Below are 26,041 nucleotides of genomic sequence, written 5' to 3' on the forward strand. Positions count from 1 at the left end.
GGCCGCTTATTTTTTTCGGCTGATGATAAACTCAATAAGATCCTCAAATGCTTGTCGGTCTTCGGACATGGGAAGCGTCTCTAATTCCGAGAGTGCCTTTGAGGCATATTCTTTCATTATGGACTGAGCATATTTAATTCCCCCTTTTTCGTGAACAAAAGCGACAATTTTATCGATGTCAGATTCTTTTTTATTCCGTTTCCTCATTAGATGCCGGACATGAATTTTTTCCGTTATGGACGCATTATCCAGCGCCTTTATAAAGGGCAGGGTTACTTTGCGTTCACGAATATCATTTCGTTTGGGCTTACCAATATCATCAACCCCATAATCAAAAAGATCGTCGCGTATTTGGAATGCAATCCCCACATTCATTCCAATAGCATGCATCTTTTGATGATAATCCACATTATCAGTGGTAGAGATAGCCCCACATTCGCAGCAGGCAGCAATAAGACTGGCTGTTTTTTCAGAGATGACTTTGAAATAGTAATCTTCATCCATATTAAAAAGGCGGGCTGCTTTAAACTGCCGTAATTCTCCTTCGCTCATACTTTCTACCGCTTTAGAAAGTACTTTTAGTAGTTTAAACTCGTCATAGTCCAGAGCAATGAGTAGTCCTTTGGAAAGTAAAAAATCGCCTAACAACACTCCTGCTTTATTATTCCATACTTTGTTTATACTTAGAAATCCCCGACGTATATCAGCTTCATCAACTACATCATCGTGAATGAGGGTTGCAGTATGCAAGAGCTCTATCATGGTTGCTGCCACATGACTTCTGGTAGTAGGCTCCCCAAATAAGCGGGCCGACATAAATACCAGGGTAGGACGGAGTTCTTTTCCCTTTTGGCGGAGTAGGTATTGCACAATTTTATCGAGTACAAACACATCAGTTCGAAGAGCATCTTTATAAAAATGCCTGAATTCCGAGAGTTCATCCGCTACTGGACGAGTAATCTGGCGAAGATTTTTTTTCTTCTTCCGATTAAAGGAAGTAAGTTCTTGCAACTGAGAGTCTATCATTTGATAAAATTAAATAGCTTTAGGTGCAGCGGTAAATAAAAGTTGAAATTTAATAATTATTCAGGTTTTATACTCCCGTCATTTACAATACCTTTGAGCAACAAAAATATAGAAGTTGAATAGACAATTACGAAAAATTTTAATGATAAAATGATAAAAGCTGATTATAGCCGTGCTCGGTCTTTTTTGACAGATAATGAGTACGAAGAAAGTTACGCTAAAGCGGAGCAGTCCTTCCAGTTAATTAAGCAAGAAAGTGGTGAAGGAGCCGAATGGCTGGGTTGGCGGAAGATGCTAACGGATCCTAACGATGCAATACTCGAGGAGTTGGATAGCCTGGCCTCTACCATTAGAGAAGAAGCAGATGTATTTGTGGTCTGTGGTATTGGAGGCTCTTACCTGGGATCTCGTGCGGTAATTGAGGCATTATCCTCATTCTTTGGAGGGGCAGGCCCAGAAATTTTGTTCGCGGGGCATCATCTCAGTGGAAAATATCTTGAACAGCTTATCCAATATTTGGAAGAGCCCAATGATGAGGGAGAACCCAAAAGTGTGTATTTAAATGTGATTTCAAAGTCTGGAACAACTTTGGAGACGGCACTCTCATTTCGCGTTATCCGTAATTGGATGGAGGATAGGTTCGAAGATGTTGATGGTCGGATTATTTGTACTACCAGTGCAACGGGTGGTGCACTAAATGCCCTGATTGAAGAGCACGGATATCAGAAATTTGTAATTCCCGAAGATGTCGGCGGACGCTTTTCTGTGCTTACACCCGTAGGCTTGTTGCCCATAGCTATAGCGGGAATAGATATTCGTTCCCTGTTTTATGAGGCCGTATCACAGTATGAACAGTTGGAGGAAGATCCACAAAATGTTCTGAAATATGCGGCAATTAAGCATGCATTATATGAAAAGGGAACAGTTACGGATTTGTTTACGACTTTTGAGCCTCAGTTAAACGATTTATGCGGCTGGTTGCAGCAATTGCTGGGTGAAAGCGAGGGAAAAGATGGAGTGGGAATGTTTCCCGCTAAAGCAGTTTATTCTACGGACTTGCATAGCTTAGGACAGTTTGTCCAGGATGGACCTCGTAATTTAATGGAGACTTTTATCCAAGTTGAGCAGGGTAATGATCATATTACAATTGATGAAGATGAACAGAACCATGATGGCCTAAATTATCTAAGCGGGCGCTCTTTTCATGAAGTTAATACAAGGGCTCTGGAGGGGACATTGCAGGCACACTATGAAGGAGGAGTGCCGTGCATTGTAATAAAAATGGAAGAGTTAAATGCTCAGCATATCGGTGAGTTTATTTACTTTTTTGAACTTATGACAGCCATTTATTGCTATTGTTTGGGAGTCAATCCGTTTAATCAGCCGGGCGTGGAGTTTTATAAAAAAGAAATGTATAAACTTTTGGGAAAGAAGTAGTCTGATGGCAGAAAGTGAACATCATCCTATTACGGAACAGGTATCTGACGATGAGTTAAAGTTTATCTCCGTTGCTGGTAATATAGGCGCTGGTAAATCTTCTCTAACGGGATTGCTCGCTAAGCATTTTGGCTGGGAACCATTTTATGAATCGGTAGATGATAATCCTTATTTATCCGATTTTTATGATGATATGCGGAGATGGAGCTTCAATCTGCAGATTTATTTTCTTTCCAGTCGTTTCAGACATCAAAAACAGATGTTGCAACGGCCTGGGCGTTTCGTACAGGATCGGACGATATATGAAGATGTGGAAATTTTTGCCAAAAACCTGCATGAAATGGGGCTAATGAGCGACCGAGACTTTGAAAACTATCAGGCCTTATTTTCAGAAATGGCCCATTATCTTAAACCTCCGGGACTACTAATCTATATTCGTGCACAAGTTCCAACCTTGGTTAAGCAAATCCAACAACGGGGAAGGGATTATGAAAATACAATACGCATCGAATATTTAGAGCGATTAAATCGTTTATATGAGGACTGGATTGACCGTTATCCCCATGAAAAGCTAATTATTGATACCGATGATCTGGATTTTGTAAACAGTAACGAAGATTTAGGGCGAATTATTGAACTCATTGAACAGCGTTTATTTGGCTTGTTTAATTGATTGCAGGTAAAGCCAAATATTCATAACTTTGCAAGCTGTAAAAGTTATGTCAAAACTTGAATTTAACATAGTTGAGATACCCGAAGGAGAAAGTCGGCGAACTGTCGACCTGCCGGACGAAGCATTGGATCTGGCTCCTTATGAATTTAAAGGGGGACACATAGATCTTAAATTCTATCGAACCCTCCATTTTATTCGGGTGAACTTTCATTTAGATGCCGATGTAGAATTGGTATGCGATCGATCGCTGGAAGAATATACTCAGCCGATAGCATCTGACTATGAAGTTCTTTTTAAAGTTGATGTACAGGAAGAAACGGAAAACGAAGACGGGGCCGTTCGCCGGTTTAATTTCTCGTCGAACACCCTCAGTATAGAGGAAGAAGTAAGAGATACAGTCTTACTAAATATTCCGATAAAAAAGCTGCATCCTAAATTTATTGATGAGGATGGAGCTCCCAAAGAGTTTGAAATAAAGAAGTTTGGGGATATCCGAGATGAATCTGAATCAGATAACATTGATCCCCGTTGGGAGAAATTGAAAAAACTTAAGAATTAACAGAAACACTATTACCATAGATAATGGCACATCCAAAGCGTAGACATTCCTCTTCACGAACTAATAAGCGGCGTTCACATCACAAAATTGCTGAACCCACTCTTGCCGAATGCAGTAATTGTGGTGCATATCATAAATATCATCATGTGTGCACAGAATGCGGATACTACCGCGGTCGACAGGTACTGAACGTAAATAAATAATTTTATCTTAATTCAATAATCCATGGTTATTGCTGTTGATGCCGTAGGTGGGGATTTTTATCCGCAGAGTCCGGTAAAAGGTGCTGTTCAGGCTTCTGAAAAGTTACCCGATCTTAATCTTATTTTAGTCGGACCTGAAGACATAATTGAAGATGAGCTTTCTAATTATGATCATGATTCTCAACGCATAAAGATACAGCACGCCCCTGAGATTATTGGAATGAATGAATCGCCTGCCCAAGCGGTTAAAACCAAGCAGAACTCTTCTATTGTCTCAGGGCTGGGCATGCATAAAATGGGTAAATGCGATGCTTTCGTCAGTGCCGGGAATACGGGTGCACTTTTGGCAGCATCTACTTTTTTATTAGGTAAATTAAAAGGAGTTTCCAGGCCCACTATTGCTGCTGTCTATCCAACCATCCAAGGGTTAAGATTAATGATGGATGTGGGGGCAAATTTGGAAGTTCGCTCGGAAATGTATGTTCAATTTGCTCAAATGGGTTCAATTTATGCTCATGAAATTATGGGCATTGAAGAACCTAAAGTTGGACTGCTCAATGTAGGGGAAGAAAAGAGTAAGGGTACTGAGGATCTGAAAGAGGCTTACGAAGCTCTGGCTGAGCTACCTAACTTTGCCGGGAATATTGAAGGACGGGATATCTTTGATGCAAAGGCAGATATATTTTTGTGTGACGGACTTATAGGAAATATCTTGTTAAAGTTTGGAGAATCTATACCAAAAGCTCTTAAAGTTTTCTTTAAAAAAGGTATAAAGAATTTAAATTTGGGCCCCGAAGAATCAAAAGTAGTTCAGCAGGTTCTTAAAAGTTCACTAGAAGAATTTAATCCGGATCGGGTAGGTGGTGTGCCTTTTCTAGGCGTTGACGGACTTAGTATGGTGGGACATGGAAGCAGTAAACCCCGGGCAATGAAAAATATGATATTGAATGCAGCGAAATGCCTCGAGCACAATATCAATGAAAAAATTGTAGCATCTCTTAATTAAATAAACCCCTTACATGGCGGAAAGAAAACTGGCAGGAATTACATCTGTAGGTCACTATTTGCCTGAATACAGGTTGACCAATAGTGACCTTGAAGAAATGGTGGATACAAATGATGAATGGATTCGTACTCGTACGGGCATCAGTGAACGGAGGATCCTAAAAGACGAAGGTAAGGCCACTGCATTTATGGGGGCAAAAGCGGCGGCAGAAGCCATAGAACGCCGGGGTATTGACGCTGATGAGATAGATGTAATCATCGTAGCCACGGTCACACCCGATTATCTTTTTCCAGCAACGGCCTGTTTAGTTCAGGAACAAATAGGGGCTAATAACGCCTATGGATTTGATCTTTCAGCCGCCTGTTCCGGATTCCTGTTTGCCCTGTCTAACGGTGCCAATATGATTGAGTCAGGCAGAGCGGAGAAAGTACTGGTTATAGGGGCCGATAAGATGAGTTCCATTGTAGATTATACCGACCGATCAACCTGTATTTTATTTGGGGATGGAGCCGGAGCTGTATTATTGGAACCTACAGAGGATGGTACTGGCATTATTGATTATATACATCATACTGAGGGGGATACTAATGGAACGCTTTATCAACCTGCAGGGGGGAGTTTAAACCCGGCTTCCCATGATACCGTAGCGGAGCGACTTCATTATGCAAAACAGGACGGGCGTACGGTGTTTAAAAAGGCGACGGTAGGCATGGCTGATGTATCGGCCGAGATAATGGAAAAGAACGACCTTACGGCCGAAGACATAGCATGGTTGGTACCCCATCAGGCGAATTTGAGAATTATTGATGCGACAGCTAATCGCATGGGACTTGATAGCGAAAAGGTAATGGTTAATATTGATAAATACGGTAATACAACTGCTGCAACTATTCCACTTTGTTTATACGACTGGAAGGATAAATTAAATCATGGCGATAACCTGGTCCTCGCAGCTTTTGGTGGCGGCTATACATGGGGATCAATTTATATGAAATGGGGGGAACAATAATGAGTACTGCTTTTATATTTCCTGGACAAGGTTCTCAATCTGTTGGTATGGGACAAGCCCACTATCAACAAAATGAACAATTTGCCCATTACATAAATCGGGCAAATGAAGTATTAGGTTTTGACCTTAAAACTATTATGTTTGAGGGACCTGCAGATAAACTCAAGCAAACAGAATTTACACAACCAGCCATTTTCTTGCACTCCATAGCCCTATATAATACATTAGATGCCAGTCCAGATATGGTTGCAGGGCATAGCCTTGGCGAGTTTTCTGCTTTGGTTGCATGTGGGGCAGTATCATTTGAGGATGCCCTGCGGATTGTTCGCAGGCGGGGTGAGCTTATGCAGCAGGCGGGAGAAGAAAACCCGGGCACGATGGCTGCTGTTATTGGCATGGACGATGAAGTAGTAGAACAAATTTGTAAACAGGCTGCCAAGCAATTAGGTAAAGAAGTTATTGCAGCAAACTATAATTGTCCCGGACAAATTGTAATTTCAGGTGATGTAGAGGCTGTTGAAAAGGCCGTGGAATTGTTGAAGGAAGAAGGATGTAGGTTAGCCAAAATATTGCCGGTAAGTGGAGCCTTTCACTCTTCATTAATGCAGCCGGCTTATGACGGATTAAAAGAAAGTTTGGAGCGTTTATCTGTTAGTGAACCAGCATGTCCGGTTTATAGCAACTATACGGCAGAACCCACTATCGATCCTGAGGAAATCAGGTCAAACGTACTTAATCAGTTGTTGAATCCCGTATTATGGACCCAAACTTTAATGAATATGCATGAAAATGGTGCAGATTCTTTTGTAGAGGTAGGGCCGGGTAATGTACTCCAGGGTTTGGTAAAGCGAACGCTGGATAATGTAGAAATAAATGGTCATCAATAATTTAATGAGCTTATGAGTTTAACATTAGAAGGAAAAACAGCCTTGGTTACCGGAGGTAGTCGGGGAATCGGGCGTGCTATTGCACTTGTCCTTGCTGATTTAGGAGCAGACGTAGCCATTACTTATGCTCATTCTGTGGACGCTGCAAACGAGGTCAAAGAAGATATTGAATCCAAAGGACGGCGGGCTAAGGCCTTGCAGGCTGATGCCGTGAGTTTGGAAAAGGCAGGAGAAGTTATAGATGAAATAACTTCGGATTGGGGTAAGTTAGATGTTTTGGTAAATAATGCCGGTATTACCCGGGATAATTTGATCCTGCGAATGAGTGAGGAACAATGGGATCAAGTTATAGATACGAATTTAAAAAGTATTTTTAACTATAGTAAAGCCGCAGCAAAACCGATGATGCGCAATCGGGGCGGGTCTATCATAAATATTAGTTCAGTTGTTGGAATTAGTGGAAATGCCGGTCAAAGTAACTATGCCGCATCGAAAGCAGGAATTATAGGATTTACAAAATCTTATGCAAAAGAACTGGCATCCCGTGGTATTCGTGCGAATGTAGTTGCTCCAGGCTATATTACTACTGAAATGACCGATGAACTGGATGATAATCTTCTTGAAGCAATTAAAGATGAAACACCATTGGGACGTCCCGGTGATGCTGATGAAGTCGCACAAGCAGTTGCATTTTTAGCTTCAGATCTAAGTTCGTACATTACCGGAGAGATTATTCGGGTAGATGGTGGTATGGCAATGTAGAGAATTAAGTTAGCTGTACAGAAAGTGTATTTTTAATAATTTAAATTGTATTTTCTGCCCATGCTTTAGTTAAGCAGGTAGATTTGAATTATATCATAAACATAAATTTAAGCTAAATAATAGTCATTATGTCACAAGATGTTGAGTCAAAAGTAAAAGCCATTATCGTTGATAAATTAGGTGTTGACGAAGAAGAAGTTACGCACGAAGCTAATTTTACGAACGATTTAGGTGCGGATTCTTTGGATACCGTAGAACTCATTATGGAATTTGAAAAAGAATTCGATATCAGCATTCCTGATGAAGATGCAGAAAACATTGCAACAGTAGGTAATGCTATTGAGTATTTGCAAGAAAAAGTATAGGTACTATACTGCATTCATAAATCTTACACGCTAAGCTATTAGCATGTCCAATAGAAGAGTAGTCATTACCGGAATCGGTGCCCTTACCCCAGTAGGTAAGACGGCACCGGATTTCTGGAATGGATTAATTTCCGGAAAGAGTGGGGCCCAGCCCATAGAACATTTTGATACCGAGGACTTTACAACAAAGTTTGCGGCCCAAATTGAGGATTATAATGAGGAGGACTATTTTGATCGCAAGGAAGCCCGGCGCTTAGACAAAGTTTGTCAATACGCGCTTATTGCTGCCGAAGAAGCTATCCAGGATACCGGCTTAGATCTCGAAGATATCGATAAGGATCGTGTGGCTGTTATTGTTGGAACTGGTATTGGTGGTATGATCACTTTTTACGATCAATCAATCTCTTTCCATGAACATGGACCCCGAGGAGTTTCTCCTTTCTTTATTCCTATGCTCATACCCGACATGGTTGCGGGGCAGATTTCTATCAAATATGGCTTTAAAGGACCAAACTTTTGTGCTGTTTCTGCCTGTGCAACAGGATCTCATAATATTGGCTTAGCGTATGATTCTATTAAAAGCGGTCAGTGCGATATGGCAATTTCTGGTGGTTCGGAAGCTCCCGTGTCCCGGATTGGAGTCGCGGGTTTTACTTCCATGCGAGCAATGTCTAGCAGAAATGACGACCCAAAACGGGCCTCCCGACCGTTTGATAAGGATAGAGATGGATTTGTATTAGGAGAAGGTTCCGGCATCTTATTTTTAGAAGAGTATGAACATGCCAAGGAACGTGGCGCAAGAATATATGGGGAACTGGTTGGATACGGTTTTTCAGCAGATGCCCACCACATCACCGCACCAGATCCAGATGGAGAAGGAGTTATTTTAGCGATTAACAGGGCATTGGATTCTGCCGGAATAAAGCCAGAGGATGTAGATCATATAAATATGCATGGAACATCAACACCTCTGGGAGATATTGCTGAGACAAACTCCATTAAAAAAGTCTTTGGAGACCATGCTTATAAGATCAACCACAATTCAACAAAATCGATGACAGGGCATGCACTCGGTGCTGCCGGGGCTTTGGAAGCTTTGGCGACAATGCTTTCAACCTATCATGGTATGATTCCACCTACTATCAATTATGAGACACCCGATCCTGAGTGCGACCTGAATTACACGCCTAATGAAGCCGTCGCTCGGGATGTAGATTATGCCTTAAACAATGCTTTTGGGTTCGGAGGCCATAATACCACTCTTGTATTTAAAAAGTTTGAAGAATAAGTATGTTCGAAAAGCTTAGGGCTCTTTTTCAATCCGAAGAACCGCTCCCCCCTGAGCATCAAAAAAGAGTAGATAAACTTCAGCGAATAACTGAAGTTCCCGTTGAAAATCCGCATATTTATATTCGGGCATTACGCCACCGATCTACTTTGGCGGATGAGAATTATAGTCCCACAGATTCGTATGAACGTCTGGAATTTTTAGGAGATGCTGTTCTTGACCTCATTGTTACTGAGATTATTTTTGATCTTTTTCCAAAAGAAGAGGAAGGATTCCTTACAAAACTGCGAGCTAAATTAGTCAAGGGAGATACACTGGCAGAATTTGCACGTGAACTGGAACTAAATGAGTTGCTATTGCTGGCAGATCGTGCACACGGACAAGGAATAGAAAACTCTAAGAGTGTCCTCTCAGATGTATTTGAAGCCCTTGTTGGAGCGCTTTATCTGGATGCCGGATATAGATCGGCATCAGAATTTGTACGCAGTGTAATCGAACAGTATATCAATTTTGATACTATTACAAATACCTTAGATAATTATAAAAGTTTGTTGTTGGAGTTTGCCCAGGCAAATAAGATGGAAATTCCAACTTACCGTGTGGTAAAAGAAAAAGGTCCTGGTCATGACAAAACGTTTGAGATTGAGGTCTTTGTAGATAACCAGCCTATATCTACAGGTATTGGTAAGAGTAAAAAGAAGGCAGAACAACAGGCCGCCCGTAAAGCATTACAGATCCTGAAAAAATAAAGCAGAATCCTGCCTAATATTCTGCAATCATTATTTTTCTACACTAATTATTAGAAAGGAATAATATTGTTTTTTCCAAAAAAAATTGAATATTGAAACTCTATCTTCTGAAGAAGAAATAGAGACGGAGAGATTTAGATTTTAAAAGCTTAACCATTTGTAAAATATCATTGGGTAATTCAGTATGGCAAGTCACGATTTTATTCAAAATAATGGGAGCTCTTCAAATGGCACTTCATTTAAAAAGAGCATCTCGCAAAAGGCAAATATAGCTCAACAAGAGCTGATCGATTTTAAACGGTTGTTTTCATTAATCAGCAGGTATAAATGGGTATTCTTGCTGTGTATAATCATTTTTGCTTCAGGGGCCTATGCTTATGTGAATTATTATTTGGCACCTATATATAAAAGCAGTGCTACAGTATTAATAGAAAATACTGAGAGTAACTTACCTGGATCGGAAAGTGAAATAGGACAAATTGTTTCTTCCTCCTTTAGTATCGGAAGAGGACAGAATGTGGTACAGAATGCTATTTATCTATTCCAATCTAAGGAACTTTCTAATAGGGTAGCTGAAAAGGTGCTCCAGTTTGATGAACAACCGAATGGTAAGAGGTATCCAATTTTTTGGACCAATTACCCGGAGGATTCTACAATGGTATCTTCGGCTACGGTTGCGAGCAGAATTAGAAGTGGCTTAAAAGTCGAGCGTTCGGAACAAGGCTCTTCACTTCTGGTTGTTTCCTATGAAAGTTATTCTCCCTATGAAACGGCACAGATCGTTAATTTTGCAGTTAATGAATACCAAAACCTTTCATTGGCAAAGAAAAAGAAATCGGCTAGTAATGCACATGAGTTTCTTGCCGAAAAAAAGGAGGAATTAAAAGAAGCACTGGACCGATCAGAACAGCAACTTAGCCAATTTACCGGAAGTCAGGATTTGGTTGCTTTGGAATCTCAGGCAAGTAATGCGGTTAATTCTTTATCGGAATTGGAGGCCGAACGTCAGTCAATACAGATTCAGCTAGAATCTACTAATACTGCTATCGAAAATTATGAAAACAAAATAGAGTCTATTAAACCGGGTTTATCAGATCAATATTCAAAGGCTATTGGACCACAAATAGCAAGTTACCAGCAACAGTTGGCCCAGCTGACAACCCGACGATTTATACTGCTTTCTAATAACCCAAGATTAAAGGAAAATCCGGATTCGGAACCTGAACTCAAAAAACTAAACGAACAAATTGAGGAACTGCGCTCGGAAATTGAATCCCTAAGTGCCGAAATGTTAGGAGAAGACGGGCAGTATATTGGATTTGTTGGTGAAAATAGCGGTAATATGGCACAAGAGCTTGGGAATATCCAGAGGCAGCTGATGGAGCTACGGATGCAAAAAAGTCAATTTGAAGCACAAATTTCTGCCCTGGATCGACGGATCGAACAATCACGTGGATTTTTGGATCGAGTGCCGGACAACAGAGTTCAACTGGCCCGACTGGAGCGAACGGTTGAAATGAACCGGGAGCTTTATACTTCTATTTCCCAACAGGAGGCAGAAATAGGTCTTTGGGAACAAACACAAAGTAGCAATGCAACAATTTTCGACCATGCTACCGTAAATATGAGCCCGGTTAAACCTCAAAAAACTATATGGTATCTGGGTAGTATCCTTTTGGGATTTTTACTTCCGTTGGCCATTATATTGGCAAAGGATTATTTTACTTCAGTTATAAACAGCTCGGAGAAATTAAAATCTTATCCCTATCCATTATTGTCAGTAATTTATCACTATTCTCTTTTGGAAAGCCGGGGATGGAACTTTAGTAAAAAGAAAGGAAGTGAGAAAGGCGTTTCTGAAGATTTAGTGATGTACCATGATACCACTTCACCTATTGCTGAGTCTTACCGACGCATGGTAGGTAATCTGTTGTATGGTAACCCCGATCATATACCGAAAACTTTGCTTATTACCAGTAGTGGAGCTGGAGAAGGTAAAACTACCCTGACGGCTAATTTAGGATGGGCTCTTGCTGAAATTGGAAAAAAGGTTCTGATTATCGATTGTGATTTTCGTCGGCCTAATTCCCATAAAATGTTTAATTTGTCTGTTAGTCCGGGATTAACAGAATTAGTTTATGATGAATCTACGGCAGAAAAAGCAATACGATCTACAAAAATGACTGATTTGTATGTTCTACCGGCCGGTAAGAAACCTATTCAGCCTGCAAAATTAACTTCAAGCAGTAAATTCAAAGAACTTGTTAAAAAATTAAAAGAAGAATACGATATCGTATTATTTGATACTCCTCCTTATGGTATTGTATCCGATATAACTCCAATTATTGGTATGAGTGATCAAATCATTGTTGCGGCTAAATTCAATGAAACTAAAGACGTGGTTCTTAAAAATACGTTGGAAGACTTAAACAGGGGATATGATGAGAATAATATTGGTCTTGTCTTAACCATGTATAAGCCCAAGAAAAGCAGCGATAGCTACGAAACGAAAGGGTTATATCAGTACAGGTATCAGGAGTATTACGACTATGCAAAGACGAACTAACTTCCTGACAATATTATTAAATCAAAAAATAAATATATTATTATAGCATTATGACCTTTAAGAAATGGATTAAATATGTATTGAGTACTTTGTTAGTATTAGTAGTAACTCTCCCCGCATTTGGTCAGTTTGATGAGTTTAATAATGTGAATCCTGGGTTTATCAAAATTACTAATACGGGTCAGTTAGCTGATACATTAAGTTTATGGGGAGATGTGGGGCGTTCTGGACGTTATATCATTCCGCAAGGGACAACAGCTCTTGAATTAATATCATATGGCGGGGGATTTGGTGGTACCCGTCTTAATGGGAATAATTCCGCTTTTGCAAGAATACAGATGAGAGTAAGTATATCGAGATTTAATGAACAGCTAAACAGAGAGGAGGTGGACCATTTCAGTTTTAGACATGGAGATCCGGTTCCCCAGGGGTTGCGTACTTATCAGCTTTCTAGTGAGGATGTGGTAACGCTACAGGTTAAACGTAAACCTTCATTTATAGATGTACTGGGTGTTGTGGGACCAATTCTTTCTACTATTACAACCAGTTATTTTATATACACAGAAATTATTAAATAAAGAATAAAGGGAAGTCTGAGTTAAGACTTCCCTTTACTTGATTTTGATATTTGTACCTATCGTTTCAATTGGCAAATCAGCTTAAATTGTATATATGAAGTGGTCCCCTAAGTTTAGACAATTGGTTAAGTACATGATTTGGTAGATAGATTAGTAAGGATACCCAAATATTGCCGGCAGCATTCTATAGTGGGTGGAATGGATACGCTGGCGATTGTAGTACACTTCAATATATACACTTCTCGTTGAATGGCTGTGTGGGTCAATGATGGATGTATTAGGGCTTCGTTTCTTAGGATGGGGAAGAAATTTCTCCACCAGAGTATTATCCCAACAGTTCCCCTTAGCAGAACTTGCTAGCAATCATTTCCGAGAGAGCCAGTAATCGGAGTAATTCCACGAGGCATATTAGCTTTCCCAAGACGAGTGAAGGATCCGCGTCCCTAACAGATGCCCGCTAGCCTATGGCCATTCGAAGAGCATCGATATCCAGCCGTTTATGCAGGCTCTTTTGTATGGACTATCCGATCACTCGTCGAGAATAAAGGTCCTACGACCACTGTCAGATAGATCCAATCCAGACCACTAAGGCAGGTCGGTCAATATCCTGTTGGCGGTAGCGACTCGGAAACCTCTGCGGCAGAAGATTTTCACAATCGGCGGTTACCATAGCAGCGCTTGGGTCTATTTTCCCGCAATCCCAGAATATTCTCAAACAGCTAACGGTCATGGTCTCCCCGAAAGGCTTCCCCGGTGGGGGCAACGGTAATAGCTGCTGGGAGAAACCTCCATGGCCTTGCTCAGGCGCCGGATGGCAGATCGTTTTATGGGATCGATCAATCAATACCTTAGCAGTAGCGCGGAGCAAGGATAACTGCAGCTTTTTTAAAAGCATTCTTCAGCTCAAGGTTGTAGAGGTTTTCTTTCAAATTAGCTAGCCCTTAACCCTTGGGCATCCCGCTTACTAAGATATATGGATTTCAAAGCTCCCCTTTTTTTCGGACCACAGAAAAATAGAGGATCTCGGTTGAAGTAGTAGTTCTACCGCTGCTTTATACCCCAGCGACCAGTGGGGTCGGTTGTGTTTATAATCGTATTTCCATTACTGGGTTTTCTGTCGTACTTCGCTTAGCGTTTTGAATATATAAGCATTCAACAGCTCTGACTGCCGTTGAGCCGTTTGACATAGGCATTTTGCGTTGGTTTGCTTAGCTGGATAAAGGCCAACGTCTTGTTATGATACTTGCACCAAAGGGTCTAATTTGTGAGAGGTAACCCCCGGGCCTTTATCCATCCGAATCATCTATGGGAGCCCACGAGACTCTTTCAGGTTTTCGAACATGCGAATGACTCGCAGGGCTGGTATAGAATATCTGTTTTGATCCAAAGCACTTGAGGCTGGAGTCATCGATCCCATTGAGCATGTGGAACGTACGTCCACCACAGAGACTTTCATGCATAAAATCCAGACTTCATACCTGGTTAGAGCCTTCGGGCTGGAACAGTTGTTGCTTAGCTCTTACGTGTAGTCACTTCTTCGATCGGCGGCGGATATTAAGCACCAAGGCCGTATAGATCCGATACACCTGCTTGTGATTCTCGGGATATCCCATTGTCCCCAGGCGGTAGTAACATTGCCAGAAGCTCGTCAATAATTGATTGATCACCTCTCGGTTTGCGCTCGTATCCGAGGTATGCCAACGGCTTTACAACTCTGATGTATGCTCTCCTTATGCTGCTGGCGGATATACGTGACCATTACTCATCTGCGGTCAGAAGCTTATCCTTTTCTAGAGAGCATCTTTGAGTAGTGCATGATGGACGAGACTCAGGTTTGCGTATATACACCTAAGCTTGGAATCTTCTTTTTTTAAGTTCATTAATGCGATCCAACTTATGCTGAGTCCTCCATACTTGGCTTATCAGTTGTAGAAGGTCCCGACGCTGATGTCAGGCCTACAACAAATGTCTCGGACCTTCAGTCCCTGCTCCGGTTTGTTGAGAATAAAGATGATTCGGGATTTGCTAAGTTATGATTTTTTTACAGTTGAAAGGAGTCAATTTTATCAACTCTCGGGTAAGCTTACAGTCCAAGTTTCTAAGAAAGAACAGTTATATAGAGATAAATAGAAAAAATAACTTCAGGAAATAGAGCGATAAAAAAACGAAAGGCAGATATTCTGCCTTTCGTTTTAATGGTAGGTATTATTAATAAGTTAATTAGCAGGCGCCAATAAGCAATTAAACTAGGAATCTATTCTGTGCTCTGATCACATTTGGCACTCTACTATTCAATTGCTTTTCCTCCAACTACCCCATGGGCAGCAATGTAATATTCGTTATTTTCGCATGCTGCTATTTGATTATTTTCGAAGTCGTTTTCAGACCCAATTTCTAAACTGAAAGTATATTCTGAGAATAATTCATCCGGTTCGTACTTAAAAGGAAATTGTCCGGGTGTAGTAGTATTCTGGCCACCTTCCTCTTCATAACTACAACCTATCCAAAGGTGAGCTTCTTCATACAAATATCCTCCTGTAGCAGCATAAGTTATTGAAAGTTCGCTTTGATTAAGGGAAACGTTCAACCAACCAACCCAGAGATCTTCTAAGTCTTCAGCCGTATATGTTCCATCATCCTTGCCTGCTCCAGCAATAAGGGGTGTTGAAGAAGCAAAGTTATTTTCTTCATTCAAGGTGGTGACATATACCCATCCCCATTTACCGCTACTATCTTTTCTGAAGTTAATTTCTCCGAAAGCCCAAAATGTTTCATCACAGGGCACAATAACTGTTTGGGTATCAGAATCGGTCTCTACAACACAGATCTCTTTTTCCAGTTCGTCATATGATTGAGCAGTTAATCCGTCACTCTTCGATTTCTGAGTTGTTTGATTCTTCACCTCTGCAACAATATTTCTAACTTGCTCCTTACTAAAGTTAAATTCTCCGTTGGTAACCATTCGGCTTGGAATGTCATCTACGGATATTTTATCCAGATCAAATTTTGGGAAATCCCGGAGGGCCCAAATAGCAACCTGTATTTCTCGATAAGTTATATCAGGATTATTAGCCAGTAAATGGTCTTTTATTCCTAGTAACCGACGAATAGGTTGCCAGCGCTCATCTTCAGCTAATGAAAGCTTAAGGTTTTCCTGTACTTGTCCGTCAGAATCTATTGGTTTATCATAGGCGATACACCAGCCTTCATAAATGCCATTATTAATATAATTATTAGGCTCTATATTGCTAAAATCCATCGTAAAGTAACTGTTAGTACCTTTATTGACTTTTAAATCTACATTTTGGGCACCTTCAATAGCAGTTACCTTTGGTACAGTTTCCAAAGAATCCTCAATACCTGTTGTAGAGTTATCTTCGCAACCCGTAAGATAAATACCTCCGATTACTAGAAGTGAAACACTAAGTATAACTCTCTTTATTTTCATCATTTTATTTTTCCTCACCCATTATTAGTTTTTTATTTAGCCAAGCAACTCTTTTTAAAAGAATATGTTTTATGTTAAGAAAACAGCTTGCCTTACTAAAGTTAATTCTTCTTAATAATTAGTTGTTGCAGGCTTTTGTAAGCAGATATAATTTAATCCAACTTCATCATATTTTGATTATTTCCTAGAAAAGAAAGTATATATCAAAAGTGAAGGCGATGTTTTGAGGATCATAATTTTTTCCCGAATTGTCTGAAAATCCTACCAGTCCTAGGAGAGCCTGTAATTCAACACCAACTTTAGTATTTAATCCATATTCAAGTCCACCCCCGATGATAGCGCCAGCCTCGTAAGGAGTATAAAGATGAGTTACATCATCCGAGAAACTATTTTCAAATTCTATACCTATTGGTGCTCCCCGATTTGTGCCAGTGAAAGTAGCATCAATAAGATATCCTCCATAAATACCAGTCGAAATGTGATACGTAGTTTCTGCCCAAGGCCGAGGAAATTCGGCACGATCAGGAGGAGTGGTTGTAAATTGAAATAGAATAGGAAGCTGAAAATAGGTGAGGTCTGTCCTGCTTTCGGATTCAAATTCGAAATTGTTGTATAGGAATGTATCAGAATAACTGGCTCCAACTTGAGTAAGCGTCGGTTCAAGCTGCATTCGGACGTTGCGGCCAAATATCTGCCTGTAAATAAGCCCTGCGTTATATCCTTCTGTGAATTCAGGTGAAAAATTCAGCTCTGTGTCTCCAAACTGATATGTAAAGTCATTAATGTGAGTGCTGAGATTAAATCCCACAGAGGCCCCCAGGCCTACATTTTGGGCATAGGATATATGGCTCCAGAAAGGAACCATAAAAAGTAATAGAGTGAATAACTGAAATCTCTTTTTCATAGTATAAAGTACATTAAAGCAATCAGAAAAAAACGTTATTTTAACAGTTTCTTTAGTGTTGATCTATATATGGTTTTGGTTAACTTATTATTGACTGCCGGGTTCGTGAGAAACTTATTTTTGAGTATCTTTTTATAAAACTGGTATTTAATAGCCATATCTGTTTTTAAATCCCGGTCTACTTTAAATCTGATTTGATCCCCAAGTATTGAGATAATTTGATCTGACATCTTTTTATAAACACGCCTGTTAAAGTGCCGGATAGTTGTTCCCATATCCGATTGGGAGCTCGCAAGTTTCCTTACATCCACTAAGTAGCAGTTTGACGCTTGATTGATAAATTCATCAAGTGCATTGTTCATTTCTTTATGTCTTTGGAGGGCAGCGGGCTCTCCTTCAGGATCGGGATTTATTTCAGCTCCATTAATAAATATGATAGGGAGATTAGCAGAAAGAGTATCCCTTAATTTATGAAGCATTTCTTTAAACTCTTTAGGGGAGAGTAAACCTTCGTGGTCATAATGATTATCAAATTCTTCTATAAATGTGTTGGGATTTTCTATTCCCCGGCTTTCAAGGTATTCAATCATTTTCTGATTCTCTGTTTTGAAAGTCAACAGATGATCATATTCTCCCCATGCAATTCGGAATCCATATTTTTTATGTCGATATACATTTTGACCATAATTAGCAACCACGCTATATATCAAAGCGTTGTAGTTTTCGCGAAAAACTTTGTTCTCCAAGTTATGTTGACTTAGGAATGGAAGTTCTTCTAGTAAATTGAGATGATGTTCATCCTTTATGAATTTACTATTTAAGATCGTGATAAGGTGATCTGGAAATTCGGGAAGGTTATCTTTCCCCACTTCGACTACATTTTTTTGGATGTGTTTCGAATAGGCCTGAAGGTAATATAAAACAGATCCAAGCTCACAGCTCCCCGTAAATAATAGCTTTGTTGAATAATCAGTATCTTGTTCCTTCAATTCAGGGGAGGATGAATCCTTTGTATCTGTACTCTGTAGCTGTTCACTGATCCAGTCAATGTCCGAATCCTCTGTTAGCGATATAGCCACGTCTCCTTTAATATCAATATCCGGGTATTTGAGTTTTTGATAGACGAATTGTTCAACTCCGAGGTTTAAAATGCGACAGGAGAAGACAAAATGAGTGAGTTTATGGTGATCTAAATCGTATTGAACAAATCCTACAATCCCGTAATCACCAAATTTATCTTTTACCTTAAGTGCAAAGGACAAATTGGTTTGATCATTGATAACCATTTCTACCTGTTGAGGACTTAGCCGTTTCTTCGTAAAGTTCAGTTGGTTCGTACGGGAAATAAGTTCATGAATACGTTCCTTTATTGGAGAAAGATCTTCGATATAGGTTACTTGAATATTTGAATCTCTGAGAAATGCTACATTGGAAGAATACTTTTCCTGCTCCTCCGATTTTTCTTCTAGCAACTTATACTGTTTTAACCGGGAATGGCCCCTGTCATCTTTCCCTTCAAGAGCCTGGTGGGTCATGTTTTTTAAGATAAAATCCGGTGATTTAGTCCAAATATTTTTATTGTAATACTTAACTTCTTCGCGGTTAAGGTGGTTGTCATCCAGAAACAGTACATTTTCTGCTCTAAGTTGACAATTCTCAATAATCTGCTTTACCTGTTGTCCTTTTGCCTGCCAGCTTATTGAGGGGAAAACAAAATACTCCCATACATCCAAGTCAATAAGCTTTTCTTTTGCCTGCTCAAAATCATTTTTTGAGCATATGCTGTTAATGATCCCCCTGGATGTGAGTGTTTTCAGAATATCAATATTCTTTTCTTTTGCAACCACTCCTTCTTCTGAAAGCGTCCCCTCCCAAAAGGTTTCGTCCAGATCCCAGATAACTAGTTTTATTTTTTCCATAATGAATAGACCGAGCCAACTTTTAAAACTGATTTTTTAGATAGGTAAATAAAAATAAAATCAGCTGCAAAATAAGAAGCGAACCTTAAGAAATATTAATGTCATTTGTCTGTAAAATATAGGAGTTTATGTGATGTCAGGAGAGAAGAAATTTTATAATAGGTTGATTACAGACGAAATAAAACGAATAAAAGTTTATTAAAGGTATGTTGGGGTATATAAGAAGTCGTTTCTTGATATTTATTTTACTTATAGTTTCTGGAAGCATGATGCTGTTATCATGTGAGTATGAACAACAAAATAGTCAGGAAGATGAACAACTTGTTCCTTTAATACCAGAGGCACTAAATGCAATGAGTTTTTCTATTTCCACTGATGACTCAATTGCACAGGCCTATTTCGACCAGGGATTGCAACTCGGATATGCTTTTGGTAGGGGAGATGCTCGGAGATCATTTATAGAAGCACAACAGCTGGATTCCACCTGTGCTATGTGTTATTGGGGTGAGGCTTGGGCAAGGGGTCCTTATCTTAACAATCAGTGGTATGTTCAGCCCGGGGCCTATGATGCCGTCAAAAAGGCTATGGAATTGGCGGAAGCAGGACATACTAATGCTATGGAAAAATCTTTAATTACTGCCCTGGATACCAGGTATAACAAAGAAGATGATTTAACAAACAGGGCCCAATTGGATACCGCCTATGTGCAAGCTATGGAAAAAGTCTACCAAGAGTTCCCGGGGCATCCGGAAATAACAACTCTTTATGCGGAAGCTCTTTTTATCCTTGAACCCCGAAGGGGAGAACGAAGCCTTGCAGATCCGGATGTGAAGCGTATAGTAGAAGTACTTGAAGAGGCCATGAAAGAAACTGGGATGCATCCGGGACTATGTCATTTTTATATTCATGTTCTGGAAGCCTCCGACCAGCCGGAAAGAGCGTTATCATGTGCGGAATATATCGGTGATTCCATTCCGGGAGCCAGTCATATCAATCATATGCCATCGCATATCTGGAATCAGGTGGGAGAATGGGAAAAAAGCGTTTCGGCAAATATTAATGCTTGGCATACCGACCTGAAAGCAGATCGTGGGGAAGCTTTTGAAATTTATGAGGGACATAACCTCCATATGTTAGCTTTTACAGCTGCTATGGACGGACAGGGAGCCATATCGATACAAGCCGCCAAGGATCTGGCAAAAATAACAGGTAGTAATGTTCAGCATTTGTTAGCCCTTATTCGTTTTGGAAGGTTTGAAGAGGTATTAGAGCTGGTTAGTCGACCGGACGGAGAGACTGAGGGCGGGATTTGGGAATTCGCGCAGGGCTATGCTCAGCTAAAAACTGGGAATAAAGACACTGCACAGGATTATCTTGAGTCACTTAAAAGCATTGCTAATAATTCTGAGGATAACTATAACCGGCATCCTGCTCAAAAATTATTGGGTGTCCTTGGTTATATCCTTGAGGGAGAGATTTTCAGAAAAGACAAGAGCTATATAAAAGCCGTAAAAGCATTTGAAGAAGCAGTTACCATTTATGACCAATTTGAGTATTCTGAACCGGAGCCACTCCCATTTTCGCCTCGTCATTGGTTGGGGTCAGTTCTGATTGACATGGGGGACTATAGCAAGGCAGAAGAAGTGTATCGCAGGCAGCTGGAGCATCATCCCAATAATGGATGGTCATTGTTTGGTTTGAAAGAAGCGCTAAAGAGACAGGGGAAACCAGAAGAAGAAGTAGAAAATGATTTTCTGGAAAGTTGGAAGCGATCGGAAGTATGGATTGAATCGGCGCAATTTTAATGAAGTTCCTAAACACAATATCATCAAAAAGAGACTCGAATGTTGAATAAAAAACTTAAAGAGATTGATAAAAGATTTTTAAATTCTTATCTCTTTAAAAAACTAAATCCCAGGAAGGCAAGAATTTATTGTGTGGGAACCCCAAAATCGGGAACACATTCAATTCGCCAAATTTTTAAAAATAATTTACGAGCAAGTCATGAACCTGAGCGGCTCGCTTTTATTGATGCTATTAATCAGTATCAGGCTCAACGATTGAATGAGAAACAACTTGTGAAATACTTGCGAAAAAGAGATCGGAGACTATGGCTTGAAGTTGATTCCTCATTTCTAAATTATTTTTTCCTTGATCAATTTATCCGTGAGATGCCTGATTCAAAATTTATTCTAACGATCCGGGATCCATATTCCTGGATGGACTCTTGGCTGAATCATGAACTCAATGTACCAATGGCAGAGCCGCTTCAGGCTATTTTTGACCAGCTATCCGGTAAAGAGCAGGAAAAATATGCTCCAGAAGAAAAAATACTGGAGAAACTTAATTTACCATCCTTAAAAGGATTGTTACAGTATTGGGAAAAACATAACAGTCAAGTTATTAGTAAAGTACCGGGAGAACGATTGTTGGTCGTGCGTACCGATCAGATTACAGATCGGCAGGATGAGATTCTTAAATTTGCCGGGGTATTAAATGGAACCTTACCCCAAAAGTCGTCAAACTCGCATGCATACAAGGCAAAACAAAAACATCATATATTAAATAAAATAGATCCTAATCATCTTAAGAAAACGGTTAATGAGTTTTGTAGCCCAGTAGTTGAGGCATTTTTTCCAGAAATAAATGTTTCAACAAATAATGTCCTTCGTTTTGGAAAAGGAACTAATTAAAATAAATAGAGAGATCATGAAAAATATTGCTTCAGGTTTGAATAAGATATCTTCTTATGTCGGTAAGATAAATAAAAAGAAGAGGCGTGATAGAGAGTTACAGGAATGTTTTGACCAAATCCGCTTACACTCAGCAAAAGAACTTGAAGAGCAGATGGAAGAATATAGGTCAGATGAGGCTCACTTAAATAAATTAAAAGAATTCAATAAGCGATTTTTGGGTGGATACAATAATATCGGCTGGAATATGCTTCTTTGTACCCAAACAGGCATAATGTCAGAAAAATTTATTCCTGAGGATGTATTTGTGAATCACATAGAGCCAAGGCTAAATAATGTTCATCATGCAAGAAGCTTCCAGGAAAAAAACAATTATGATACTATATTTCAGGATATTAGGAGGCCAGAGACACTTGTTCGATATGTCAACGGAACCTATTTCAACGCACATTATGAACATATATCTCTTGAAGAAGTTATGAATATATTAGCTTCCCATGATAATCCTTTACTTCTGAAACCAACACTCTTTAGTGGAAGGGGGCGTGGGATAGAAATATTTCAATCGGGTCAAGAGGAAGAATTAATTAACTTTATACATAAAAATAAAAGTACTCACTATTCTTCTATTGTTCAGTCATGGGTTAATCAACATCCCGAGCTTGCGAAAGTCTATTCAGGAAGTGTAAATACATTGAAAACGATAACTCTACGTATTGATGGTGAGATAGTTCACCTGATGAGCAGATTGAATTTTGGAGGAGGAACAAGTCATACAGATAAGATCGGCTACATTGTGGGAGTTAATGAGGAGGGACAGGCACAAGTAATTGCATTTAATAAGCAGACGTTGAAAAAACAAAAAATTCACAATGATTCTGAGATTGCCTTTGGAAGTATCCACGTACCTTCTTTTGACAAGGCAGTTAGTATGTGCAAGAAGGCTCATCAGCGATTACTTCATTTTGATATGGTATCTTGGGATATTGCTATTGATTCTGAGGGAGTACCTGTGCTTATCGAACTTAATATAAAATCTCAGGGAATTGTTCAGATGCAATTGACTAATGGACCTTTGTTTGGAGAGCATACCGAAAAGATATTGCAAAACATGAATCTGAATATATACTTCAATATTTAAAAAATGAGTCAATTTTTATTATCGAAAAATAAAGGCGAAGAGAAGTACAGTAATTCAGAAGGATATCGATCTGAACAGGCTAAAACTAAAGTATTTGATTTAGATTGGTGTCGGCTGAGTTTTTCTTGGTTTGAAAAAAATAACTTCAACCCGGTCTATGAAGACCAACAGAACTCATTTTTTTGTAATGGAATTTTATATATTGAAGAGCAGAGGATAGATAAAAATTGGCAAAAGGTAGCTTCTGTCTGGGGGACATCTGATTCCAGCGGTATCAAAAAACTTAACGGGTTTGGAAACCTGTTGGTGTATTCCAAGAGTGAGCGGCTAATTTATATCATTACCTCCAGGATGGGATTTTTGCCTATTTACTTTGGGAAAAGTACAGATGATAAGGATAAACGAGCCCTTGGAACCCACCCCGATGAAATTGCTTCTTTTCTTGGGAGGAATAAGCTCGATAAGCTGAGTATAGCCGAATTTATTTCGACCAGTTGTATAGCTGCACCGCACACCTATTATGAAAATATTAAACAACTTGAGCCCGCATCAATTTATACTTTTGACGGAGATGAGCTAATCCGTAAGAAGGTTTATTGGGAACCTAATTTAGATCATAATGACTTTGCTGATTCTGAGGAGTCAGCAAAGCTTATTGCTGACTTTATTAAAGAATCCGTTAACAAGCGGATATCAAACAATGGGAAAGGATTATTGCTGTTAAGCGGTGGACTTGATTCCCGGTCTGTATTATTCGCTCCGGATAACCCTTCGGAAATGCTTGAAGCGGTTACCTTTTACAATGAACCCAATACCGAGCTAAGACTGGCCTCAGAGTTGGCTAATAAAGCAGATGTCAAACATCATCATCTACAACGTGAATATGACTATTATGGTAAATTAGCAGTTGATGCTATTAAATTGACCGGGGGGATGTGGAACTTTGGTTGTTTCCACACATCCGGGTTTAATCGGGAATTGAGTGAATTGAACCATGGAATTTTACTTTCCGGGATGTATTTCGACACTTTTTTTAAAGGTTTTGCTTTCGATAAAGAAAATCTGCATAAAAAGCTGACTGGAAAAATATACAAAAGATATCCAGCTCAGGATGTATATTGGGATACAAAAGGAGCTGATGATTTAAAACGGGAGTGGCGGGAGGCAATCCATATGAGACGTGTAGAAAGTTACGGGTATGATAAAATATCCCGAGATGAGTTAACCCCCCAAATACTGAATAAAGTTAAATACAGCCGGATAGGTAATATGGCCAGAATACGAAGTGGGGGGATGGATATTGCCTTATATCGATCTCAATATTATGATATGGTTATTTCTGACAACAAATTTAGTGGTGTATTTAGTTTTTTAAATCCTTTAGATGAGGTTAAGGCGGACTTTATGGAATCAATTATTAAACAATTGACCAATGAACCGCTTTCAGTGGCCGATTCAAATCAGTTAAATTCAGAATTTGTATCGAATAACTACTACCTGACGGCTGCAAGAAACATACTTAGAAAGCGAATACGGAAAATTTCTCCGGTACAAAATAAATCTGCTGACATTGCTATGGGATCTTCCTGGATTGATTGGTATACCTATCGGCAGGAAAGTGAGCTGATCAGCCAGCTGTGGAAAGAGTGTGAGCAGGATGAAACGGCCTGCGAAGCAGTAGAGCAAATCATGGATTATAATCCGTTTTTCTTGGAACCTGATTATTCTTCCAGCAAATATGACTTTTTAAATCTTCTTACAGTGGGATTGTGGCTTAAATATGGGTATGTAAACTAATGATTATTAATTACTTAGCATGCATTAAAACATGTCTACGACTATATGATAAAGAAAAGAGCAAAAGAACTACTATTTAGTTTTTTTTATTTGTTGACTAAATATGTTTATCCACGAGAGAAAAAAGAAAAATATATTAGATCTTACTCTATATTTTTTTATATACATAGATTTTATCAGAGTTTATATTTTATAAAAGATCATATAATTAAGAAGAAATATAAAACCATTGATTATAATGGTGAATTTTCTCCTGAATTAAAATTCGTTTTACCCCATGCATATTGGCACTATAAAAATGGCACATTAGAGAAAACAATTTCTTCAGAAGACACCGCGTGTTTTTATTTTTTCTCTGAAAACCATCATGAAAAGTATAGAAAAAGGAATGATCGTAATGTCTCGTTAAAAATTCCGAATTCAGAAGATCATAATCATCGGTATTATCTGAAAAAATGGAAGAGAGTTCCTTTAAAAACCTTTTACCAAAATGGTATTTTTGAATTTGAAAAACCCTTGCTTATTATTTCCAATAAATATAATATTGAATGGGGCAAAAGGCCGATCAATTACTATTCTTTGGAACTTTTAGCGTGGATATTCGAAGAATTATCTGAAAAATATCAAATCATTTATAATAGACCATCCTCTTCTCTTATTGTAGATGATAATTCTGAAATATTAGAATTTAAGGATTCAGAATTAATGCAAGAATACCCAAAAGTTATTGATTCGAGAACACTTTATTCAAAGTATAGTGATAAATACTCATTCAATACTTTTCAGATGCTTATTTATGCAAATTGCCGAAAATTTATTTCAGTCCACGGTGGATCTTGTGTATTGGCCAGTTATTTTGGAGGAACTAATCTTATTCTCTCTAAAGAGGGGAAAGAACACCACTTTGACGAATTTAATAATTTTTTTCCAAAATTATCTGGGGCCAAGATATTATTAGCAACCAAAGATGAAGATGTGATTCCTTTAGTTCAGGAATACTATTAAAATATGTTTTTGAGGATGGCAAACTA

General features: G+C 39.2%; 24 protein-coding genes. 18 read left to right on the forward strand and 6 right to left on the reverse strand.

Annotated features, from left to right (window positions below; all coding sequences use genetic code 11):
* Window positions 1-6: 6 nt before the first annotated feature.
* Window positions 7-1,026, reverse strand: a complete 1,020-nt coding sequence (locus ABEB05_RS02135; RefSeq protein ID WP_265787113.1) for a polyprenyl synthetase family protein — start codon at window positions 1,024-1,026, stop codon at window positions 7-9.
* Between the two features lie 150 nt (window positions 1,027-1,176).
* On the opposite strand from ABEB05_RS02135, the gene ABEB05_RS02140 reads away from it, so the two are divergent.
* From ABEB05_RS02140 to ABEB05_RS02200, 13 genes are all read left to right on the forward strand, one after another.
* The gene (locus ABEB05_RS02140) at window positions 1,177-2,463 is read left to right on the forward strand and encodes a glucose-6-phosphate isomerase (protein WP_265787115.1); all 1,287 of its coding nucleotides are present in this window, start codon (window positions 1,177-1,179) and stop codon (window positions 2,461-2,463) included.
* A gap of 4 nt (window positions 2,464-2,467) precedes the next feature.
* A complete protein-coding gene (locus ABEB05_RS02145; RefSeq protein WP_265787117.1) occupies window positions 2,468-3,136 on the forward strand; it encodes a deoxynucleoside kinase in 669 nt (222 codons plus the stop codon).
* A gap of 46 nt (window positions 3,137-3,182) precedes the next feature.
* Entirely contained in the window at window positions 3,183-3,695 is a 513-nt protein-coding gene (locus ABEB05_RS02150) for a YceD family protein (protein WP_265787119.1), read from the forward strand.
* Between the two features lie 23 nt (window positions 3,696-3,718).
* Window positions 3,719-3,898 (forward strand): 50S ribosomal protein L32, encoded by a 180-nt coding sequence (gene rpmF / locus ABEB05_RS02155; RefSeq protein WP_265787121.1) that lies wholly within the window; start codon window positions 3,719-3,721, stop codon window positions 3,896-3,898.
* Between the two features lie 22 nt (window positions 3,899-3,920).
* Window positions 3,921-4,904 (forward strand): phosphate acyltransferase PlsX, encoded by a 984-nt coding sequence (gene plsX, locus ABEB05_RS02160; protein ID WP_265787123.1) that lies wholly within the window; start codon window positions 3,921-3,923, stop codon window positions 4,902-4,904.
* Window positions 4,905-4,917: 13 nt separating this feature from the next.
* Window positions 4,918-5,913 carry a beta-ketoacyl-ACP synthase III gene (locus ABEB05_RS02165; protein ID WP_265787125.1) on the forward strand — a complete coding sequence of 332 codons (996 nt, stop codon included), beginning with the start codon at window positions 4,918-4,920 and terminating at the stop codon, window positions 5,911-5,913.
* Window positions 5,913-6,800: an ACP S-malonyltransferase gene (fabD, locus tag ABEB05_RS02170; protein WP_265787127.1), complete on the forward strand. Its 888-nt coding sequence runs from the start codon at window positions 5,913-5,915 to the stop codon at window positions 6,798-6,800. The genes ABEB05_RS02165 and fabD overlap by 1 nt, the downstream gene beginning before the upstream one ends.
* Before the next feature lie 12 nt (window positions 6,801-6,812).
* Window positions 6,813-7,562: a 3-oxoacyl-[acyl-carrier-protein] reductase gene (fabG, locus tag ABEB05_RS02175; RefSeq protein ID WP_265787129.1), complete on the forward strand. Its 750-nt coding sequence runs from the start codon at window positions 6,813-6,815 to the stop codon at window positions 7,560-7,562.
* Between the two features lie 128 nt (window positions 7,563-7,690).
* Window positions 7,691-7,927: an acyl carrier protein gene (locus ABEB05_RS02180; protein ID WP_265787131.1), complete on the forward strand. Its 237-nt coding sequence runs from the start codon at window positions 7,691-7,693 to the stop codon at window positions 7,925-7,927.
* 43 nt (window positions 7,928-7,970) lie between these two features.
* Window positions 7,971-9,215 carry a beta-ketoacyl-ACP synthase II gene (gene fabF, locus ABEB05_RS02185; RefSeq protein WP_265787133.1) on the forward strand — a complete coding sequence of 415 codons (1,245 nt, stop codon included), beginning with the start codon at window positions 7,971-7,973 and terminating at the stop codon, window positions 9,213-9,215.
* 2 nt (window positions 9,216-9,217) lie between these two features.
* Entirely contained in the window at window positions 9,218-9,964 is a 747-nt protein-coding gene (rnc, locus tag ABEB05_RS02190) for a ribonuclease III (RefSeq protein ID WP_265787135.1), read from the forward strand.
* A 184-nt stretch (window positions 9,965-10,148) separates the two neighbouring features.
* Window positions 10,149-12,530: a GumC family protein gene (locus ABEB05_RS02195; protein WP_265787137.1), complete on the forward strand. Its 2,382-nt coding sequence runs from the start codon at window positions 10,149-10,151 to the stop codon at window positions 12,528-12,530.
* A gap of 50 nt (window positions 12,531-12,580) precedes the next feature.
* Window positions 12,581-13,108, forward strand: a complete 528-nt coding sequence (locus ABEB05_RS02200; RefSeq protein WP_265787139.1) for a polysaccharide biosynthesis/export family protein — start codon at window positions 12,581-12,583, stop codon at window positions 13,106-13,108.
* Between the two features lie 562 nt (window positions 13,109-13,670).
* Here the strand turns inward: ABEB05_RS02200 and ABEB05_RS02205 are convergent.
* The 5 genes from ABEB05_RS02205 to ABEB05_RS02225 form a co-directional block, all read right to left on the reverse strand.
* Window positions 13,671-13,976 carry a hypothetical protein gene (locus ABEB05_RS02205; RefSeq protein ID WP_265787141.1) on the reverse strand — a complete coding sequence of 102 codons (306 nt, stop codon included), beginning with the start codon at window positions 13,974-13,976 and terminating at the stop codon, window positions 13,671-13,673.
* Between the two features lie 418 nt (window positions 13,977-14,394).
* Window positions 14,395-14,568, reverse strand: a complete 174-nt coding sequence (locus ABEB05_RS02210; RefSeq protein WP_265787143.1) for a hypothetical protein — start codon at window positions 14,566-14,568, stop codon at window positions 14,395-14,397.
* 827 nt (window positions 14,569-15,395) lie between these two features.
* Window positions 15,396-16,559 (reverse strand): hypothetical protein, encoded by a 1,164-nt coding sequence (locus ABEB05_RS02215; protein ID WP_265787145.1) that lies wholly within the window; start codon window positions 16,557-16,559, stop codon window positions 15,396-15,398.
* A gap of 181 nt (window positions 16,560-16,740) precedes the next feature.
* Window positions 16,741-17,460: a porin family protein gene (locus ABEB05_RS02220; RefSeq protein WP_265787147.1), complete on the reverse strand. Its 720-nt coding sequence runs from the start codon at window positions 17,458-17,460 to the stop codon at window positions 16,741-16,743.
* 35 nt (window positions 17,461-17,495) lie between these two features.
* Window positions 17,496-19,379: an HAD-IIIC family phosphatase gene (locus ABEB05_RS02225; RefSeq protein ID WP_265787149.1), complete on the reverse strand. Its 1,884-nt coding sequence runs from the start codon at window positions 19,377-19,379 to the stop codon at window positions 17,496-17,498.
* Between the two features lie 266 nt (window positions 19,380-19,645).
* Here ABEB05_RS02225 and ABEB05_RS02230 point away from each other — a divergent pair, with 266 nt between their 5' ends.
* Genes ABEB05_RS02230 through ABEB05_RS02250 form a run of 5 tightly spaced genes read left to right on the forward strand, consistent with a single transcriptional unit; the run spans window position 19,646 to window position 26,015 of the window.
* Window positions 19,646-21,184: a tetratricopeptide repeat protein gene (locus ABEB05_RS02230; RefSeq protein WP_265787151.1), complete on the forward strand. Its 1,539-nt coding sequence runs from the start codon at window positions 19,646-19,648 to the stop codon at window positions 21,182-21,184.
* A 39-nt stretch (window positions 21,185-21,223) separates the two neighbouring features.
* A complete protein-coding gene (locus tag ABEB05_RS02235) occupies window positions 21,224-22,072 on the forward strand; it encodes a sulfotransferase (RefSeq protein ID WP_265787153.1) in 849 nt (282 codons plus the stop codon).
* Window positions 22,053-23,213, forward strand: a complete 1,161-nt coding sequence (locus tag ABEB05_RS02240; protein WP_265787155.1) for a sugar-transfer associated ATP-grasp domain-containing protein — start codon at window positions 22,053-22,055, stop codon at window positions 23,211-23,213. The genes ABEB05_RS02235 and ABEB05_RS02240 overlap by 20 nt, the downstream gene beginning before the upstream one ends.
* A gap of 3 nt (window positions 23,214-23,216) precedes the next feature.
* The gene (locus ABEB05_RS02245; protein ID WP_265787157.1) at window positions 23,217-25,010 is read left to right on the forward strand and encodes an asparagine synthase-related protein; all 1,794 of its coding nucleotides are present in this window, start codon (window positions 23,217-23,219) and stop codon (window positions 25,008-25,010) included.
* Between the two features lie 45 nt (window positions 25,011-25,055).
* Window positions 25,056-26,015: a hypothetical protein gene (locus ABEB05_RS02250; RefSeq protein WP_265787158.1), complete on the forward strand. Its 960-nt coding sequence runs from the start codon at window positions 25,056-25,058 to the stop codon at window positions 26,013-26,015.
* Window positions 26,016-26,041 lie beyond the last annotated feature (26 nt).

Origin of the sequence: Fodinibius salicampi (assembly GCF_039545095.1) — a bacterium.
Taxonomy (GTDB): domain Bacteria; phylum Bacteroidota; class Rhodothermia; order Balneolales; family Balneolaceae; genus Fodinibius; species Fodinibius salicampi.

Coding starts and splice junctions, on each gene's coding strand:
- ABEB05_RS02135 (WP_265787113.1), bottom strand. CDS start 1,026: ATGATAGACTCTCAGTTGCAAGAACTTACTTCCTTTAATCGGAAGAAG.
- ABEB05_RS02140 (WP_265787115.1), top strand. CDS start 1,177: ATGATAAAAGCTGATTATAGCCGTGCTCGGTCTTTTTTGACAGATAAT.
- ABEB05_RS02145 (WP_265787117.1), top strand. CDS start 2,468: ATGGCAGAAAGTGAACATCATCCTATTACGGAACAGGTATCTGACGAT.
- ABEB05_RS02150 (WP_265787119.1), top strand. CDS start 3,183: ATGTCAAAACTTGAATTTAACATAGTTGAGATACCCGAAGGAGAAAGT.
- rpmF (WP_265787121.1), top strand. CDS start 3,719: ATGGCACATCCAAAGCGTAGACATTCCTCTTCACGAACTAATAAGCGG.
- plsX (WP_265787123.1), top strand. CDS start 3,921: ATGGTTATTGCTGTTGATGCCGTAGGTGGGGATTTTTATCCGCAGAGT.
- ABEB05_RS02165 (WP_265787125.1), top strand. CDS start 4,918: ATGGCGGAAAGAAAACTGGCAGGAATTACATCTGTAGGTCACTATTTG.
- fabD (WP_265787127.1), top strand. CDS start 5,913: ATGAGTACTGCTTTTATATTTCCTGGACAAGGTTCTCAATCTGTTGGT.
- fabG (WP_265787129.1), top strand. CDS start 6,813: ATGAGTTTAACATTAGAAGGAAAAACAGCCTTGGTTACCGGAGGTAGT.
- ABEB05_RS02180 (WP_265787131.1), top strand. CDS start 7,691: ATGTCACAAGATGTTGAGTCAAAAGTAAAAGCCATTATCGTTGATAAA.
- fabF (WP_265787133.1), top strand. CDS start 7,971: ATGTCCAATAGAAGAGTAGTCATTACCGGAATCGGTGCCCTTACCCCA.
- rnc (WP_265787135.1), top strand. CDS start 9,218: ATGTTCGAAAAGCTTAGGGCTCTTTTTCAATCCGAAGAACCGCTCCCC.
- ABEB05_RS02195 (WP_265787137.1), top strand. CDS start 10,149: ATGGCAAGTCACGATTTTATTCAAAATAATGGGAGCTCTTCAAATGGC.
- ABEB05_RS02200 (WP_265787139.1), top strand. CDS start 12,581: ATGACCTTTAAGAAATGGATTAAATATGTATTGAGTACTTTGTTAGTA.
- ABEB05_RS02210 (WP_265787143.1), bottom strand. CDS start 14,568: ATGCATGAAAGTCTCTGTGGTGGACGTACGTTCCACATGCTCAATGGG.
- ABEB05_RS02215 (WP_265787145.1), bottom strand. CDS start 16,559: ATGATGAAAATAAAGAGAGTTATACTTAGTGTTTCACTTCTAGTAATC.
- ABEB05_RS02220 (WP_265787147.1), bottom strand. CDS start 17,460: ATGAAAAAGAGATTTCAGTTATTCACTCTATTACTTTTTATGGTTCCT.
- ABEB05_RS02225 (WP_265787149.1), bottom strand. CDS start 19,379: ATGGAAAAAATAAAACTAGTTATCTGGGATCTGGACGAAACCTTTTGG.
- ABEB05_RS02230 (WP_265787151.1), top strand. CDS start 19,646: ATGATGCTGTTATCATGTGAGTATGAACAACAAAATAGTCAGGAAGAT.
- ABEB05_RS02235 (WP_265787153.1), top strand. CDS start 21,224: ATGTTGAATAAAAAACTTAAAGAGATTGATAAAAGATTTTTAAATTCT.
- ABEB05_RS02245 (WP_265787157.1), top strand. CDS start 23,217: ATGAGTCAATTTTTATTATCGAAAAATAAAGGCGAAGAGAAGTACAGT.
- ABEB05_RS02250 (WP_265787158.1), top strand. CDS start 25,056: ATGATAAAGAAAAGAGCAAAAGAACTACTATTTAGTTTTTTTTATTTG.